Source organism: Paenarthrobacter sp. AMU7 (assembly GCF_041200195.1).
Classification (GTDB): Bacteria; Actinomycetota; Actinomycetes; order Actinomycetales; family Micrococcaceae; genus Arthrobacter.
The window spans coordinates 3,596,611-3,612,649 of sequence record NZ_CP165735.1; the positions used below are offsets into that span (position 1 = coordinate 3,596,611).

The 16,039-nt window shown below is 62.7% G+C and carries 15 protein-coding genes and 1 pseudogene; 6 read left to right on the top strand and 10 right to left on the bottom strand.

The annotated features are described in order from the left end of the window. Window positions 1-41: 41 nt before the first annotated feature. Complete coding sequence (locus ABQM86_RS16505) at window positions 42-212, bottom strand: hypothetical protein (RefSeq protein WP_207594441.1); 171 nt, start codon at window positions 210-212, stop codon at window positions 42-44. Between the two features lie 107 nt (window positions 213-319). Between ABQM86_RS16505 and ABQM86_RS16510 the strand changes: the two genes are divergently transcribed. Both ABQM86_RS16510 and ABQM86_RS16515 read left to right on the top strand, forming a co-directional pair. Next, a complete protein-coding gene (locus ABQM86_RS16510) occupies window positions 320-1,372 on the top strand; it encodes a hypothetical protein (RefSeq protein ID WP_207594442.1) in 1,053 nt (350 codons plus the stop codon). Window positions 1,373-1,374: 2 nt separating this feature from the next. Next, the gene (locus ABQM86_RS16515; RefSeq protein ID WP_280623422.1) at window positions 1,375-2,928 is read left to right on the top strand and encodes a bifunctional diguanylate cyclase/phosphodiesterase; all 1,554 of its coding nucleotides are present in this window, start codon (window positions 1,375-1,377) and stop codon (window positions 2,926-2,928) included. Here the strand turns inward: ABQM86_RS16515 and ABQM86_RS16520 are convergent. Then, a complete protein-coding gene (locus tag ABQM86_RS16520) occupies window positions 2,921-3,499 on the bottom strand; it encodes a GNAT family N-acetyltransferase (RefSeq protein ID WP_207594444.1) in 579 nt (192 codons plus the stop codon). The two genes, ABQM86_RS16515 and ABQM86_RS16520, sit on opposite strands and share 8 nt — an antisense overlap. Window positions 3,500-3,607: 108 nt before the next feature. Here ABQM86_RS16520 and ABQM86_RS16525 point away from each other — a divergent pair, with 108 nt between their 5' ends. The 4 genes and pseudogenes from ABQM86_RS16525 to ABQM86_RS16540 form a co-directional block, all read left to right on the top strand. Next, complete coding sequence (locus tag ABQM86_RS16525) at window positions 3,608-4,072, top strand: hotdog fold thioesterase (RefSeq protein ID WP_207594445.1); 465 nt, start codon at window positions 3,608-3,610, stop codon at window positions 4,070-4,072. A 7-nt stretch (window positions 4,073-4,079) separates the two neighbouring features. Further along, window positions 4,080-5,429 carry a phenylacetate--CoA ligase PaaK gene (gene paaK / locus ABQM86_RS16530; protein ID WP_369744972.1) on the top strand — a complete coding sequence of 450 codons (1,350 nt, stop codon included), beginning with the start codon at window positions 4,080-4,082 and terminating at the stop codon, window positions 5,427-5,429. A 30-nt stretch (window positions 5,430-5,459) separates the two neighbouring features. Then, entirely contained in the window at window positions 5,460-6,062 is a 603-nt protein-coding gene (locus ABQM86_RS16535) for a TetR/AcrR family transcriptional regulator (RefSeq protein ID WP_089596031.1), read from the top strand. Between the two features lie 259 nt (window positions 6,063-6,321). Continuing rightward, window positions 6,322-6,907 (top strand): annotated as a pseudogene (locus ABQM86_RS16540) (IS21 family transposase); the annotation flags it as partial. Between the two features lie 339 nt (window positions 6,908-7,246). Here the strand turns inward: ABQM86_RS16540 and paaZ are convergent. From paaZ to ABQM86_RS16580, 8 genes are all read right to left on the bottom strand, one after another. After that, window positions 7,247-9,346: a phenylacetic acid degradation bifunctional protein PaaZ gene (gene paaZ, locus ABQM86_RS16545; RefSeq protein ID WP_369744973.1), complete on the bottom strand. Its 2,100-nt coding sequence runs from the start codon at window positions 9,344-9,346 to the stop codon at window positions 7,247-7,249. A 167-nt stretch (window positions 9,347-9,513) separates the two neighbouring features. Then, window positions 9,514-10,530 carry a glycosyltransferase family 2 protein gene (locus ABQM86_RS16550; RefSeq protein ID WP_369744974.1) on the bottom strand — a complete coding sequence of 339 codons (1,017 nt, stop codon included), beginning with the start codon at window positions 10,528-10,530 and terminating at the stop codon, window positions 9,514-9,516. Next, complete coding sequence (locus ABQM86_RS16555; protein ID WP_369744975.1) at window positions 10,527-11,267, bottom strand: tyrosine-protein phosphatase; 741 nt, start codon at window positions 11,265-11,267, stop codon at window positions 10,527-10,529. The genes ABQM86_RS16550 and ABQM86_RS16555 overlap by 4 nt, the downstream gene beginning before the upstream one ends. 113 nt (window positions 11,268-11,380) lie before the next feature. After that, a complete protein-coding gene (locus ABQM86_RS16560; protein ID WP_369744976.1) occupies window positions 11,381-12,277 on the bottom strand; it encodes an SGNH/GDSL hydrolase family protein in 897 nt (298 codons plus the stop codon). A gap of 148 nt (window positions 12,278-12,425) precedes the next feature. Beyond that, window positions 12,426-13,019, bottom strand: a complete 594-nt coding sequence (locus ABQM86_RS16565; RefSeq protein WP_369744977.1) for a GNAT family N-acetyltransferase — start codon at window positions 13,017-13,019, stop codon at window positions 12,426-12,428. A 26-nt stretch (window positions 13,020-13,045) separates the two neighbouring features. Next, entirely contained in the window at window positions 13,046-13,909 is an 864-nt protein-coding gene (locus ABQM86_RS16570; RefSeq protein ID WP_207594457.1) for a 3-hydroxyacyl-CoA dehydrogenase family protein, read from the bottom strand. Further along, window positions 13,906-14,733: an enoyl-CoA hydratase/isomerase family protein gene (locus tag ABQM86_RS16575; RefSeq protein WP_369744979.1), complete on the bottom strand. Its 828-nt coding sequence runs from the start codon at window positions 14,731-14,733 to the stop codon at window positions 13,906-13,908. The genes ABQM86_RS16570 and ABQM86_RS16575 overlap by 4 nt, the downstream gene beginning before the upstream one ends. Further along, complete coding sequence (locus tag ABQM86_RS16580) at window positions 14,733-15,959, bottom strand: acetyl-CoA C-acyltransferase (RefSeq protein ID WP_337339208.1); 1,227 nt, start codon at window positions 15,957-15,959, stop codon at window positions 14,733-14,735. The genes ABQM86_RS16575 and ABQM86_RS16580 overlap by 1 nt, the downstream gene beginning before the upstream one ends. Window positions 15,960-16,039 lie beyond the last annotated feature (80 nt).

The window sequence follows — 16,039 nt, forward strand, 5'->3', positions numbered from 1 at the left end:
CAATTGACGTTATATGGCCTTGAGAGGCGCTCCCCCAATGTTTAGTTCGGCCACCAACCGATGCTGGTGGTGTTCGTCTTAGTAGTGGTGAAGCTGTTAGGCCACCAACCGATTGCCGTGCTGTCCTGCGTGGGCTCGGCATTAGCCGGGGCAGCGAAACCCGTTACTGCCAGAACCGCCGCCATGAGCAGGGTTGCCGCAAATTTTTTCATCCGCTATGCCCTTTCGTACTGATGCGAATTTGTTGTCTGTGACTTGAATAAAGTCACGGTGCAAACTATACGAGCTTTTCTTCCGCAATGACATGGATAATGGGCACATGCAAAGTCCGCACCTCGCCTCCCACTTCGTTGCCGGTCTCACGGCACGCGCCAAGTGGAAGGAGCGGGATTTCGGCGAGGCCTACCGCCTGGCCGGAGAGGCTGCCGGACTGTCCACCGCGGCCGGAGATGACGAGTCCTGGTGGAACATGCGGTACCTGCAAGCGGAATGCCTCCGGGACCAAGGCCGCATTGAGGAATACCTCAACGTCGCCATGGAGCTCAACAACCACAGCCTGACCGCGTCCTCGCCCGAACTCGGGGCCAAAGCAGGAACCATGGTTGCCGTGGCATTCCAAGGCCTGGGCAGGCTCCCCGAGGCTGCCACCATGGCTGCAGAGGCGGCCAAACTTGCGGCCGGGGACGCCGAGTTGCTGTATGTTCAGATTCTCGCCCAGCGCGCCCTGATCGCGGCATTGGCGGAGAGCCGGCTCCTGAACGATGCCTGGCGCGAATGCCTCGTCCTGGAAACCCTGCTGACCGACGACGTCGACGAAGACACTGCCGGCAAAGGCTATTGGGTGATTGGCAACGTTGCCTTCCTTGCCAATCGTGTTGCCGACGGCGGCCTTTACCACGATCTGGCGGCCGAACGGCTTTCACCGTCCAAGGACGTTGATTTGTGGGCACGCTTCAACAGGGCATCAGCGGAAATGCGCCTTCAGGCAAAACTCAGTGATGCCGCAACCCTCCGCTGCATTGAAAGGGCAGAGCTCGCCACGGATATTGTGGGCGGCTCTGAACGGGACCACTTGGAAATGTCGCTGGTCCGCGCCCACTGGTATTTTCTCAGCGGCGATATGCAACAAGCCACCGCTATCCTTGAACCCCTGTGCGCCCGCTCCTCCATTCTGGCCACGCAAACCTCGGCGGAAGCACATTTCCTCTTGGCCAGGACCTTGCTTGAATCCGATCGACGGCAGGATGCACTGGTGACGTTCGAAAAAGCTGCCATGCTGTTCGAACAGGCTGCATTGCCCGAACGCAGCGCAGCCGTTCGGGAGTACCTTCGAAATAGCGATGAACAACGAGGCGAGCCACACGGGGGGTGAGCATGTCCGAAGGGAAAATGTACTCCGGCGAAGACCCTCGCCTAGGGCTGCTCCTGGACGGAATCGTCAGGTTGGCGGCCGGGGATCTCAACACCAGAATCGACGTCTCCGAGGCGCGTGACGAAATCGATGCCGTGATCATGGGCACCAACCTCCTGGCCGAGGATCTCCAGATCGTTTATGAAGAGCTGGAGCAACGGGTGCGGGCCCGTACCCAGCAGCTCAATGAAGCCCATCTGGCGATGCAGCACATGGCCCTGACCGATCCCCTCACAGGCCTGAACAACCGCTCAGCATTTGCCACGGCACTCAGCGAAGCCCAGTCCAGTGGGGCGCAGAGCGGCCGAAAGGCAGCCATCCTCCTCCTGGACATGGACGGGTTCAAAGCGATCAACGACTCCCTGGGGCACACTATCGGGGACAAGGTCCTGGAGACGGTGGCCAATCGGATCACCGGCGCCGTCCGGGATCAGGACATGGTGGCCCGCATGGGCGGAGACGAATTCGCGGTGCTGATCCCCGACGTGACTCCCGCTATCGCCGCCTCCATCGGCAACCGTATCCTTGCCGCAGTGGTGGGCGTTATGGAAGTTGAGGGCCATCACCTGCGTTGCGGTGCCAGCATGGGCCTCCGGATGGCCGATCCCGGCCACCGCGCGGAGGAACTGATGATGGAAGCAGACATCGCCATGTACGAATCCAAGGCCGACGGACGTGGCAAGCTCAAAGTCTTCGAACCCGCTATGCTGCACGCCAGGCAAATGCGGAACCAACTGGTGGGCGAACTCAAGGAAGCGATATCCGGCTCCCAGCTGGTGCTCTACTATCAGCCGATCATCCGGTTGGATACCCGCGAAATCGAGGGTGTGGAGGCGTTGGTCCGTTGGAACCACCCCACCCGCGGTCTCGTCATGCCGGACGAGTTCATTCCCATTGCAGAGGAAACCGGAATGATTTCCGATCTGGGCGGCTGGGTGCTCCGCACCGCCGTCGGGCAGTTGAAGCAATGGCGCACCGATCCCCTCACGTCGGGCCACAACTTCAGCATGCGCATCAACGTTTCGGCGGCGGATCTGCAGCGGCTGGAGTTCATTGAAGACGTCCGCGAGGCTTTGGCGTCAGCCGGGCTGGACCCGTCGCTCCTGGTCCTGGAACTGACAGAGAGCGCAGTCATTCAAGGTAATGACTTGGACCGCTACACGCTCAACAGCCTGCGCCGACTGGGTGTGGGACTGGAAATCGACGACTTTGGCACCGGCTACTCCTCCATCAGTTACCTCCGCCAGCTTCCAGTGGACACCGTCAAAGTGGACCGGACCCTGCTCTCAGCACTGGGCAGCGACCCCTCGCAACCCGCGCTGCTGGCCGCCGTGCTGCAGTTGATCCGGGCTTGCGGTTTGGCTGCGGTGTGGGAGGGCGTCGAAAGTGCCGACCAAGCCGAGTATCTCCTCAGCATCGGGTGCACCAGCGGCCAAGGGTACTACTTCAGCAGGCCGCTGCCTGAAGAGCAGCTGACCGAGCAGTTGAAGCACCACAAGACGTGGCCCGTCAGTTGATGGTCCGCGTCCATGGATGGTGGCGGGTCCGCCACTCGGAGTCGAGAATCGCGTAGATGTTCTCCGTGGCCCACTGGCCCTTGTAGTGCCAGTTGTCCACCAGCGTCGCTTCCAGGCGCATGCCCAGGCGCTTGGCGATGCCGGCCGATCCTTCATTGAGGGCATCCAACTTGGCGTCAACGCGGTGGAATGAGAGTGTCTCGAACGCAAGCCTCAGCACGGCTTCCGCGGCTTCGGTAGCAATGCCGTGGCCCTGGGCATCAGGATGGAGAATCCAGCCCACCTCTGCCTGCCCTGTCCCCTCAAGCCATTTCAACACCACTTCGCCCATGAGGCCCGGGTGGTCCTTCCTCTCGATGGCCAGGCAAATCCAATCTCCCTCCTGGTTGAACTCGAAGTTGGCGTACCGGCCCAGGACTTCCATGGATTTGGTCCTGGTCAGCTCATTGCGCAGAAGGAACCGGGCAGTTTCGGGAAGCGACTGGTATCCGTGGAAGCGATCGAGGTCCTCGGCTTCGAAGCGGCGCAGAATGAGTCGGTCTGTGGTGATGGGGAGCTCAATTTCGGGCATGTCTCCGAGGCTACTAGGTGCAGGCGAATACTGGTCCAGTCTTGACACGTGGCGCGATCTGGGATTACCTAATGAACATTCGGTAAATAAAGCTGGAGGCAATGACGCATGGTTGAAACAACCCTCTCCGGTGCATCGCACCACATCCTGACGAACGACTACGCGTCAGAATGGATGGGCATCGAGGTCCTCAAGCTCGACGACGGGCACGCCACCATCCGCATGCACCTCCGCCAGGAGATGCTCAACGGATTCGGCATGGCCCACGGCGGAATGATCTTCGCCTTCGGGGACACCGCCTTCGCGCTGGCCTGCAACCCAGCCAACCCCACGCCCAAGCAAGCCGCCAACATCACGGTGGCGTCCGGCGTCGACATCAACTTCATCAAGCCAGCGTTCCAAGGCCAGGTGATCACCGCCGTCGCAAACCGCCGCGCGAGCACCGGCCGAAGCGGCCTGTACGACATCCAGATCTACGCAGCTGCGCCCGACGCCGATTCAGCCCCCGACGCCGGGCATGGTGAACTCATTGCCGAGTTCCGTGGCCGCAGCCGCACCATCTCCAAGAAGTAGGAACCCCATGACGCAGAACACCGTGGCCGCACCCGCAGTTTCCTCCTCAAAAGCAACTGCCCCCGTGCTGGACCGTGAAGAAACCATCTCCCGCGACGAACTCGAGGCCCTGCAGCTCACCCGCCTGAAACACACCGTGGCGTACGCCTACGATCGCGTGCCTCTGTACAAGCGCAAGTTCGACGAAGCCGGCGTGCACCCCTCGGACCTCCGCGAGCTGAGCGACCTGGGGAAGTTCCCCTACACCACCAAGGAAGACCTCCGCCTGGAATACCCGTTCGGCATGTTCGCCGTCCCCCAGGACCAAGTGGCACGCATCCACGCGAGCTCCGGCACCACCGGCCGCCCCACCGTGGTTGGCTACACCAAGCAGGACCTCGCCAACTGGGCAACCTTGGTGGCCCGCTCCTTCCGCGCCTCCGGAGTCCGGCCCGGCATGAAGGTCCACAACGCCTACGGATACGGCCTCTTTACTGGCGGCCTCGGCGCACACGCCGGTGCTGAAGCGCTCGGCTGCACCGTCATCCCCATGTCCGGCGGCCAGACCGAACGCCAGATCCAGCTCATCCAGGACTTCAAACCGGACGCCATCCTTGCCACGCCCACCTACTTGCTGACCATCGCCGACGCCATGGCGCACCAAGGCATCGACCCCACCTCCACGTCACTCAAGTACGCCGTCCTAGGTGCCGAGCCGTGGACCGAAGAAATGCGCCACGAGCTCGAAACCACCATGAACATCAAGGCCTCGGACATCTACGGGCTCTCCGAAGTCATGGGCCCTGGCGTGGCCGGTGAAGCCGTTGAGACCCAGGACGGCTGCCACATCTGGGAGGATCACTTCCGCCCCGAAATCATCGACCCGTTCGATCACTCCACGGTCCTGGGCGACGGCGAACCCGGCGAACTCGTCTTTACTTCCCTGACCAAGGAAGCGCTCCCGATCATCCGGTACCGCACCAAGGACCTCACCCGCCTGCTCCCCGGCACCGCCCGCCCTGCGCACCGCCGCATGGGCCGCATCACCGGCCGCAGCGACGACATGATCATCCTCCGCGGCGTGAACCTGTTCCCATCCCAGATCGAGGAAATCGCACTCCGCATCCCGGAACTCAGCCCGCATTTCCAACTCGAAATCACCCGTCCCGAAGGCAAGCGCATGGATTCGCTCACCATTAAGATCGAGCGCCGCGAGAACGTTTCCACCGATGCAGGCACGACGGCGGCGCACACCTTGCGAGAGCAGATCAAGATCCACATCGGGTCATCTTGCGTAGTGGACGTAGTAGAGCCCGGTTCCCTTGAGCGGTCCAACGGCAAGCTTCGCCGGATCTACGACATGCGCCCCAAGGGCTGACCTTGCTTGAGATCGTGAGAAAATGCCAGCATGCCTACTGAGACCACCACAAAGCGCGGACGGCCCGGTTATGACCAGCAGTCGGTGCTCCGCATCGCCGTCGACGTCTTCAACCGCCACGGGTACGATGCTACGTCCATGGGCATCCTGGCCGAGAACCTCGGGATCTCGAAGTCGGCTATCTACCATCACGTGCCGTCCAAGGGCGATCTGCTGAAGCTCGCCCTGGACCACGCGTTGGGCGGCCTTGAGGCCATCCTCGAGGAGCCTGCTGCTACGTCCGGGCCCGCCGATGCGCGGCTGGAGTTCGTGCTGCGGCAGACCATTGCGGTGCTGGTGGACCGGTTGCCCTTCGTCACGCTTCTCCTGCGACTCCGAGGCAACACGGAGATTGAGCGCGACGCCTTGGAACGCCGCCGCGCGTTCGACCACAAGGTAGCCGAACTCATCTCCGCCGCCCGCGAGGACGGCTCCCTGCGGCAGGACATCGATCCCCGCACCGTGACGCGCCTGCTGTTCGGCACTATCAACTCGATCGTGGAATGGTACAAGCCGGGCGGCTCGCTGTCCCCCGAGAAGCTCGCGGACGACGTCATCACCATGGCCTTCGACGGCCTCCACACGGCCGCCTGACCCTCTCTCACATCCCAAGGGCTTGAGCCGAACCCTCTCTCACATCCCAAGGGCTTGAGCCGAACCCTCTCTCACCTCCCAAGGGCTTGAGCCGAACCCTCTCTCACCTCCCAAGGGCTTGAGCCGAACCCTCTCTCACCTCCCAAGGGCTTGAGCCGAACCCTCTCTCACCTCCCAAGGGCTTGAGCCGAACCCTCTCTCACCTCCCAAGGGCTTTAGCCGAACCCTCTCTCACCTCCCAAGGGCTGATTATGGCAGTTTGAGTGGAGACCGGTTCTGCAGTTTGAATCGGGCCCAGTTCCGGGCCCTTGCTCGGGTGCACCGGGTATCGAGGAGGACGGTCCGTTAGGCATTGGCAGCTGCGGTACCGCCTGACCGGAAAGCCCCGGCGCGGCGGGCGACGAAGCTGGGTCCCTTGAAGGCTGCCCTTGATGCGATGCTGCTCGCTGATCTGGATGCTCCACCAACGCAGCGCCATACCGCGCAAAGGGTTTGACCGTCTGGTTGATGAACACCAGGCGGTCATTTCGTATTCATCGGTTCGTCAACACGTCAAAGCACGCCGGGCCATCATCGCGGTTGAGTCGGGCAATGCGCCGGTGGAACCGTTCGTGCCGCAGGAACACGCTCCGGGTGCGGAGGCGGAGGTGGACTTCGGCGATGTGTGGGTGGATCTGGACGGCGTGCAGACTCGTTGTTACATGTACGCTTTCCGGCTTAGCAACTCTGGAAAGTCCGTTCATGGGATATATCCGACCTGCGCGCAGGAGGCTTTCTTGGAAGGCCATATCGAAGCGTTCAACACTATTGGTGCTGTCTCTGCCCGGCATATCCGGCATGACAACTCACCTCGGCGGTGACCGATTTCATCGAAAAAGTGGTCCCGAAACGGGTTGCCATTCTCACTGGGCTTGGAAGCATCGAAAACGGTTTGAGGAGTCAGACCAGGTCACGAAAAATGGGTTTGGCGACAGGTCACAGTCGACAGGCAGCTTCGTCGGACGGTCTCGTGTCCGCCCACAACCGAAACGTCGAACGCCTTCCCCGTCATGTGGGAAGGCGTTCGATCGGTCGCCGGCACATCAGTTTCCATTTGAGCCTGCGGGACATGAGAGAGCGACCCACCCAAGCCCGCGGGATGTGAGAGAGGGACCCACCCAAACCCGCGGGATGTGAGAGAGGGTTTACTTCTCCACGAGGGTGAGGACGTCGTAGGTGGCCACGATTTCGTCGTTCTGGTTGGTCAGGACAGCGTCCCAAGCAACTTCGCCGTATTCGTCCGTCTCACGCGGAGTGATCTTCTTGGCTGTCAGCGTGACCCGGATCGAATCTCCCGCCGCCACTGGGGTGATGAAGCGCAGGTTCTCGAGCCCATAGTTGGCCAGGACGGGACCCGGAGCAGGCTCCACGAAGAGGCCGGCAGCCCAGCTCAGGAGCAGGTAGCCGTGGGCCACGATGCCGGGGAAGAACGGGTTGGCTTCGGCTGCTTCCTGGTTGGTGTGGGCGTAGAACGTGTCGCCCGTGGAGTTGGCAAACGCAGTAATGTCCTCGAGCGTGACCTCCCGGAGTTCCGAGCGAACAGCGTCGCCGATCCGGAGGGTGGAGAGGTGCTTGCGGAACGGGTGCTCGCCCTCGGTTTCCACCGTGAAGTTGCGGTCGGCGCCCGTGTGCCACTGGCCCGTGACGGCGGTCAGCATGTTCGGGGAGCCCTGGATGGCGGTGCGCTGCATGTGGTGCAGGACGGAACGAATGCCACCGAGTTCCTCGCCACCACCGGCGCGGCCCGGACCGCCGTGAACCAGGTGCGGAACCGGGGATCCGTGACCGGTGGAGGAGCGGGCGTCTTCACGGTTGAGCATGTGGACGCGGCCGTGGTGGGCTGCGATGCCAAGCACCAACTCCTGCGCCACGGAAGGATCGTTGGTGCACACCGAAGCTACCAGCGAACCCGAGCCGCGGGCGGCCAAGCGGACCGCGTCGGCCAGATCCGAGTAACCGAGCACTGAGGAAACCGGGCCGAAGGCCTCGAGCGAGTGGACTTCCTCGGTTTCGGCGTCCGCCCAGCTCAGGAGAACGGGCGACATGAACGCGCCATCCTCCACCACGCCCACGGCGCCGCCCACTGAGGTGACCGACGGCGTATCGAGGGATCCGTACGCAAGCTCGCCGCCGGCGTCGAGCATTGACTGAACTGCCGCGCGGACATCGGCGAGCTGTTCCAGCGACGCCAGCGCACCCATGGTGACGCCCTCGGCGCGGGGATCGCCGACGACGACGCGTTCGTTGATACGGGTGCCGATGGCTGCAGCAACATCAGCCGTGAGCGACTGGGGAACGATGATGCGGCGGATGGCCGTACACTTCTGGCCGGCCTTGACGGTCATTTCGGTGACGACGGCTTTGACGAAGGCGTCGAACTCCGGGGTACCGGGCACAGCGTCCGGGCCAAGGATGGCAGCGTTGAGGGAGTCGGTTTCAGACGTGAAACGGACGCCGCCCTGGACCACGTTCTTGTGGCCCTTGAGCGAGTTGGCAGTAGACGCCGAACCCGTGAAGGACACGAGGTCGCGGTAGTCGAGTTCATCCAGGATGGTCCGGGCCGAACCGGAGATCAACTGAAGGGCACCAGCCGGCAAAATGCCCGATTCGACGATGGCCTTGACCGCAGCGGCGGCGACGTATCCCGTAGGCGTCGCCGGCTTCACGATGGTGGGAACGCCGGCGAGGAAGGCCGGAGCGAACTTCTCCAGCATCCCCCACACAGGGAAGTTGAACGCATTGATCTGCACTGCGACGCCAGGGATGCGGGTGTAGATGTGCTCGCCCGCGAACGAGCCATCCTTGGACAGCACTTCCATGGGACCGTCCACCACGACCTGCGAGTTGGGCAGTTCACGGCGGCCTTTGGAACCGAAGGTGAAGAGCACGCCAATGCCGCCGTCGATGTCGATCATGTTGTCGATCTTGGTGGCGCCGCTCTGCGACGAGGACTCGTACAGCTCCTCACGGCGGCCGTTAAGGTACTGGGCAAGCTCCTTGAGCTTGAGCGCACGCTGGTGGAACGTCAGCTTCCCGAGTTCAGTTTGGCCTGTGGTGCGGGCGAAATTCACGACGGCGGCAAGGTCCAGTCCGTCGGTGCTCACGTTGGCCAGGACTTCACCGGTGCTGGCATCGCGGACCGGGACCTTCCTGGCGTCGGGTGCCGGGGTCCACCAGGCATCCTGAACGTAGCTGGGGACGGTTGCAACGGCTGTGGTTTCCGGGGCGACTGCGGTAGTGGTCATCGTCGACGGGTCCTTCCAAGGCACGTGAAATCGGCACGGTCATTGCTGGCTGGAGCCAACATTACTGACCGGCCGTTCGGTAATATATACAGGGTACATGAATGCCCGGAGGAGTACAGCAGTTATTTTGCGGGACGCCCCTATCCGGGACGTCCCTGCGGGGAGGCTTAGCCCTTGCCGCCCAACTTCTTCGCCAACAACAGCGGCTTCTTGAGGAACTCCCCCACACTGGTCCGGGCAATGACCGTCTGGTTCAGGGCATCCAGCCGCTCCAGAACATGGTCCAGCTTGGCACCTGCCTCGTCGAGGCGACGCTCCTGCGCGCGGATGAGCTCTTCCTGCTCAGCCAGGACGCGGGTCAGGTACAGCATCCCGCCAAGCCCTCCCTGGGCGACGCCATCGCGAAGATGCTCATCGCGGACCAAGGCATCGTAGCGGGCATGTTCGGCGGCCTTTGCGAAAATGCTGTTGCCATCATGTCCCTCGGACTCCGGCCGTTGAGACCAAAACGCGAGCGGTTCGCCGTCGATAAACCCCACGCGCGAGTGGCTGAGGGTGCGCAAGTGGAACTCCCAGTCGCCCACCACGGGGAGGTCCTCGTTGTAGTAGCCCACAGCATCGTGCAGGCTCCGGCGGTACAGGAAGGAAATGGGAACGGCCCGGTTGATCTTCAGCATGTCCGCAAGGGTGATCTGCTGCATACCCGCCCAGAAGAGCTCACGGCGGATCGGCTCAATCCGGTCCCCCACCAGTTCCTCGATGACGATCTCGGTCCGGACCATGACGCCACTTTCGGCTCCATGCGCAGGCTCATCCAGGTAAGCCACGGTGCTCTCCAGGAAGTTCGGGGCCCAGAAGTCATCGTCATCATGGATCACAATGAACTCACCGGATCCGGCTTTGATACCCGCGTTCGACGCCGCTTCCATCCCCACGGACTCGGGATGGTGGAGCGTGGTGATCCGCTCCCGCTCGCCGTCGGCCCGCTGGGACGTGAGGCGATCGACGTCGGCCGGGTTGCCGCCGTCGTTCACAATCACCAACTCGAAGTCCTGGAACGTCTGGGCGAAAATGTCGTCCAAGGCCCGGGCCAGGAAAAGCGGGCGGTTCTTGGTTCGGGTCACGATGGTGACGCGGGCACCAGCATTCATGGCAGGTCCGTTCCGTTCGGCAAGTGTGATCAATCCTGCATGTTAGCAGCGCGCGGAAGCGCAGGGACCAGCTTCGCCCGAACCGCCGCGATCTCCAGCTCAGAGACGCCATTGGCCGCCAGGAAAGCCACCGCGTCGATCGAACCAAGGAAGTCCCGCAGGCCCGCCCGCCGCTGCGCCAACATGGCCTCAAGCTCGTCGTCAGACAGGTACGGATCATGGGCGTGCGGGGCGCCATGCGTTCGATGCCGCTCGTTGATCCCACGGGCGGCGAGCTCGTAGCCACGAACGATGTCCTCGTCACCCATACCCGCCAGCCGCTGCAGCATCAGCGCGATCACCCCGCTGCGGTCCCTGCCCGCCGAACAATGAACCACCACCTTCCCCGGCGAAGAAGCTATTGCTTTGAAAACCGCCGCGATCTTCTCCCCGAAAAGGTGCAAATAGTCACCGTACTGCGCCGGGTCCTTCAGATACGGGCCGAACAACTCATTGAAGTCGCTGTGGTCCGGATCCTCAGTGGGGCAATGGACGACGTCGATACGCGCCTTCACGTCATCCGGCACCTCGGGATCGGTGTCGCGTTGTCGACGCTCCCGGGAGGCGCGGAGATCGATCACGGTGCGGACGCCGTCGTCGTACATCTGCTGCCAACCCGTCTCGGTGACCCATTCGTGCCGGCCCATCCGGTAGACGTCCCCGGCAATTTTCCAGGCGTTGACTGCACCGTCCCAGCGAACGGCTTGGTGAGCTGACGTGGTTCCTTCCATAGGAGCCAGCTAAGCACATTGAGGATAAGTGCGTGAGGGTACCGCCGAGGGATTGGCTCTCGAGGTTGGCAATCACGGTTACTGCCGAAAGCCCACCCCTCGGCGAGGCTGCCCTATCGCTTGACGAGCTTATTCAGCTGCACGGAAGAAAGCATGACTGATGCGTAGGCTTGATGTCCGGCGTCGTTGGGGTGGAAGTTCGCGTCCAACAACGGCTGGGTGAGGTCCAGCACGATCCAGGGGTTGTCCGAGTTCACCGCATGGCCCGTGAACCGTTTGGTGACGTCAACGAACACCGCAGAGGTGCCGCTTTCAGCTACAGCCTTGGCAATAGTGGCGTTGAGAGCGTCCACTGCCTGGTTGACGAGTATCTGGTTGGCTACCGGGACCACGGTGACTCCCCCCACCACGATGTCGCCCTTCGCTGGATCAAAAAGCCGGGGGTACCCCAGGACAACAACGGTGGCGTTCGGCGCAGCCAACTGGATTGACTGGTACGTGGCTTCCAGGGCCGCTTCGACAGTGCCGAGGTTCTGGATGATCCCGGCAACGATGACCGCGCATGTCTGTGTGTCGGGAGTGGAGCAGGCCTGCAACGCGAGCCCGCTTCCAGCATCCAGGGCACCGGCTGTGATGCTCACCAAATCTGTCTCGCTGTTGAGGGCGGTTCCACTCAGTTCCGCGATTTGCTGTGCGACGGGTGTGGAAGTTCCCACCGGCCCAAGAAACGCACCATGGCAAGCAGCATTATCAATAAGGGTTACCCGGGTGGAAGCGTCGACGATATCCACGTATCCGCCGGCGCTTTGCCAGCAGGGAACGGCTGGGAAAGGTCCGGCAAGATCGCCCGCTCCGGTCCCGGCCGTGTACGAGTCCCCGAGGGCTACGTAATCAACCGGAGTCGGCGGTGCGGCGCTGGCCGGACTGACCGTGAAGCCTAAACAAAGTGCCAAAATGGCGAGCCCGCCCGCAAGGGCCGTGTGCCGCCGTCGTAAGTGATGAGTTGCCATGGTGAATCCCCTTTTTTAACCGCTCGATGGGGCTCCGGTTCCGCATTCGCGGAAGTCGCGGCTCGCCCACCAGTCGGCCGCGTACCGGGGCAATGTGTTGGCTAGATTACGCCTGCCGGGCAAGGGGGAAAAGACCTTTCCGGAACAGTCAGCGCTGCTTTGACAACCGGAACTCCAGGCCGTTGCGCACGGCGGGCCATTCGTGCTCGAGGATGGAAAAGGCCACGGTGTCGCGCAGCGCTCCGTCGGCGCTGCGCGAGTGGTTCCGGAGGACGCCGTCCTGCTTGGCGCCGAGCCGGGAAATGGCTTCACGGGACTGGTGGTTCAGCCAATGCGTCCGGAACTCCACGGCCGGGCAGCCCAGTGTCTCAAAGGCGTGCCGCAGGAGCAGCAGCTTGGAATCCGGGTTGGTTCCCGTGCCGTGTGCAGACGCAGCGTTCCACGTCGAACCGATCTCCACGCGAGGGGTCGCGGCGTCGATATTCATGTACGTCGTCATGCCGATGAGCTTGCCGGTGGCGTTGGAGCGCGTGGCGAAAGGCACCATGGAGCCTTTCGCCAACAAATCCAAGCGGCGATCGATTTCACCCGCCATGCCTTCCGGGGACGGGACCGAGGTGTACCAAAGCTTCCAGAGGTCACCGTCGCGGGCTGCATCCACCAGCCCGTCATGGTGTTCCTGGCTCAACGGTTCCAGCGTCACGAATTTTCCGGTCAGGGTGATGGGTTCGATTGAAGTCACCCGGTTAGCCTAACCGTCCGCTGTCGTCAGTCTTTCCAGTCGAAGAAACCCTTGCCCGTCTTACGCCCGAGTTCACCCCGAGCCACTTTGTCGCGGAGGATCTGTGGCGGAGCGAAACGGTCACCCAACGTGGAATGCAGGTATTCGGCGATGCCCAGCCGGACGTCCAGGCCCACAATGTCGGTAGTTTTCAGGGGGCCCGTGGGGTGTTTGTAGCCAAGGACCATGGCGGCATCGATGTCTTCAGCCGATGCCACGCCTTCCTCCACCATGCGCATCGCTTCGAGGGCAATCGCCACACCCAGGCGCGAGGAAGCGAACCCGGGCGCGTCATTCACGACGACGGCGGTCTTGCCGAGTGCCTCAGTCCAGATTTTCGCCGCAACAGCGAGTTCGGGAGACGTCTCCTTGGCCAGCACCACCTCGATGAGGGTGGAGGCCGGGACTGGGTTGAAGAAGTGCAGCCCCACAAAGTTCCCCGGGCGGCGGAGTTCGTTGGCGAGGCCGGTGACGGAGAGCGAGGACGTGTTCGATGCCAGGAAAGCATCAGCGGACAAGTGCTCCTCCACAGCTTTCAGCGCCGACACTTTGAGGTCGTAGTCCTCAGGCACGGCCTCCACCACGAGGCCGCAGTGGATGAAGGATTCGTAGTCCGTGGAGGTGCTGAAACGGGACATCGCCTGGTCGGGGGTTTCGTTCAGGGTCCCGCGGGCAGCAGACTTGGCCACGGCCTCAGCAACGCGGCCTTGCGCTCCGGCCGCTGCCTCGTGATCGCGTTCCACCACAATCACAGTGGCTCCTTTGACGAGGAAGGCATGGGCGATGCCGGCACCCATCCGGCCTCCGCCCAATACTCCTACGACGTGCGGGATGGCGGGAGCTTCGGTCATTTCTGGGTCCTGTCGTTGTTGCCGGAAGTCGGAGCGGAGGTGGCGGATGCGTCCGTGTCTTGCGTAGCCTTCGCCGATTTTTTGTCCAGGAAAGCCTGCATCCGGTCAAACTTGGCTTGGGACTCAAAAAGGATTCCCTGGGCCAGCGTATCGATCAGCGGGTGGGCTTCGGCCGGAGCGTGGAACACGGATTTGGTGATGCGCACCGCCAAGGGATCCTGGCGGCCGATCCGATCGGCCAGTTTGTGCGCAGCGTCCATGAGCTCGGGGGCTTCGTGGATTTCGGTGATGAGGCTGATCCGCAAGGCTTCCTCGGCGCGAAGCACGGCACCAGCCAGAAGGATTTCCTTGGCCTTTGGTTCACCCACGAGTTCCTTGAGCCGCCAGCTGGCACCTGCCGCGGCGAGGATTCCCAGGCCGGTTTCCGGGTTACCAATCCTGACGCTCGGAGTCCCGATGCGGAAGTCCGCCGCATAGGCGAGTTCAGCGCCCCCGCCCAGGCAGTACCCGTCCAAGGCCGCGATGACGGGCATGGGCAGCTTGGCGATCCGGACAAAGATGGTGGAGTTGATCCCCTGCAGGGCGTCGTCACGGCGTCGTTCGCGCAACTGCCCAATGTCGGCGCCGGAAGCGAACACCCCGTCCGTCCCGGCGATGATCAGTACTTTGGGGTTCCGCTCCAGTTCAGCACACACCTGGTGAAGCTCGTCCACCATGGTCTGGTCGATCGCGTTGCGGACCTCGGGACGGTTCAGCAGGACAGTGAGGCGGTCCTCGCGTTCCTCAAGCAGGAGGGTGGTGAAGTCTTCCGGGTTCAGTGCCATTACACGCCTTCCAGCAGCATTGCGGTGCCCTGTCCAACGCCGATGCACATCGTGGCCAACCCCAGCTTCGGTCCGGAAACCGAGGCGAGTTCACGCTCCATGCGGCCCAGCAGCGTGATCGCGATCCGTGAGCCGCTGGAACCGAGAGGGTGCCCCAAACTGATGGCGCCGCCGTCGTTGTTCACAATTTCGGGATCCAGGCCGAGACGGCGCATGCTGGCCAGCGACTGCGTGGCGAAAGCTTCGTTGAGTTCCACCGCGCCCAACTGGTCCACGGTGAGCCCAGTGCGTGCCAGGATCTTTTGCGTGGCCGGGACGGGACCGATGCCCATGATCTCGGGCTCGCAACCCGCTGAAGCACCGTCGACGATACGGGCGCGGGGCACCAATCCGAACTTCTTGATGGCAGCTTCCGACGCGACAATGATGGCCGAGGCGCCGTCGTTGAGCGTGGACGAGTTGCCGGCCGTGACCACGGATCCGCCGGGCACAACGGGTCGCAACCCCGCCAGGACGTCCATGGTGGTGCCTTCGCGGGGTCCTTCGTCGGTGTCCACCACGGTCTCGGACTTCCGGGTCTTGACCGTCACGGGAACAATCTCTTCCTTGAAGCGACCGCCCGCAATGGCTGCCAGTGCGCGCTGGTGTGAACGGACGGCAAAGGCGTCAGCATCCTCACGTGAAATCTTGTCCACACGGCCTACTTCCTCAGCCGTTTCCGGCATGGAATAGGTCATTTTGCCGTCGCGTGAGAGCTCGCCCTTGGTGAAGAGCGGGTTGGCGAAGCGCCAGCCGATGGAGGTGTCGAAGATCTGTCCGGGCTTGGCGAACGCCGTGGTGGGCTTCTCCTGAACCCACGGGGCGCGGCTCATGGATTCGACGCCGCCGGCCACCACGATGTCCGCGGCACCGGATTTGATCATGTGGCTGGCCATGATGATGGCGCTCAGGCCGGAGGCACACAGGCGGTTCACGGTGATGCCGGGAATGTGGAGGGGAAGTCCGGCAAGAATGGTGGCCATACGGGCCACGTTCCGGTTTTCCTCGCCTGCGCCGTTGGCGTTGCCGAGGATCACCTCGTCAATGGAGTCAGGATCGACGCCGGCACGCGCCACTGCTTCCCGGACCACCAGTGCTGCGAGATCGTCCGGGCGAACGGAGGACAGTGCCCCACCGTAGCGACCTACAGGCGTACGTGCGCCGCCAACAAGAAAAGCCTCGACCATGAGAACATCCTTCGCGAAAGTGAAAGGGACCGGCCTGGAATAATATACCGACCGTTCGTTCTATAAAGATTACACGGCCC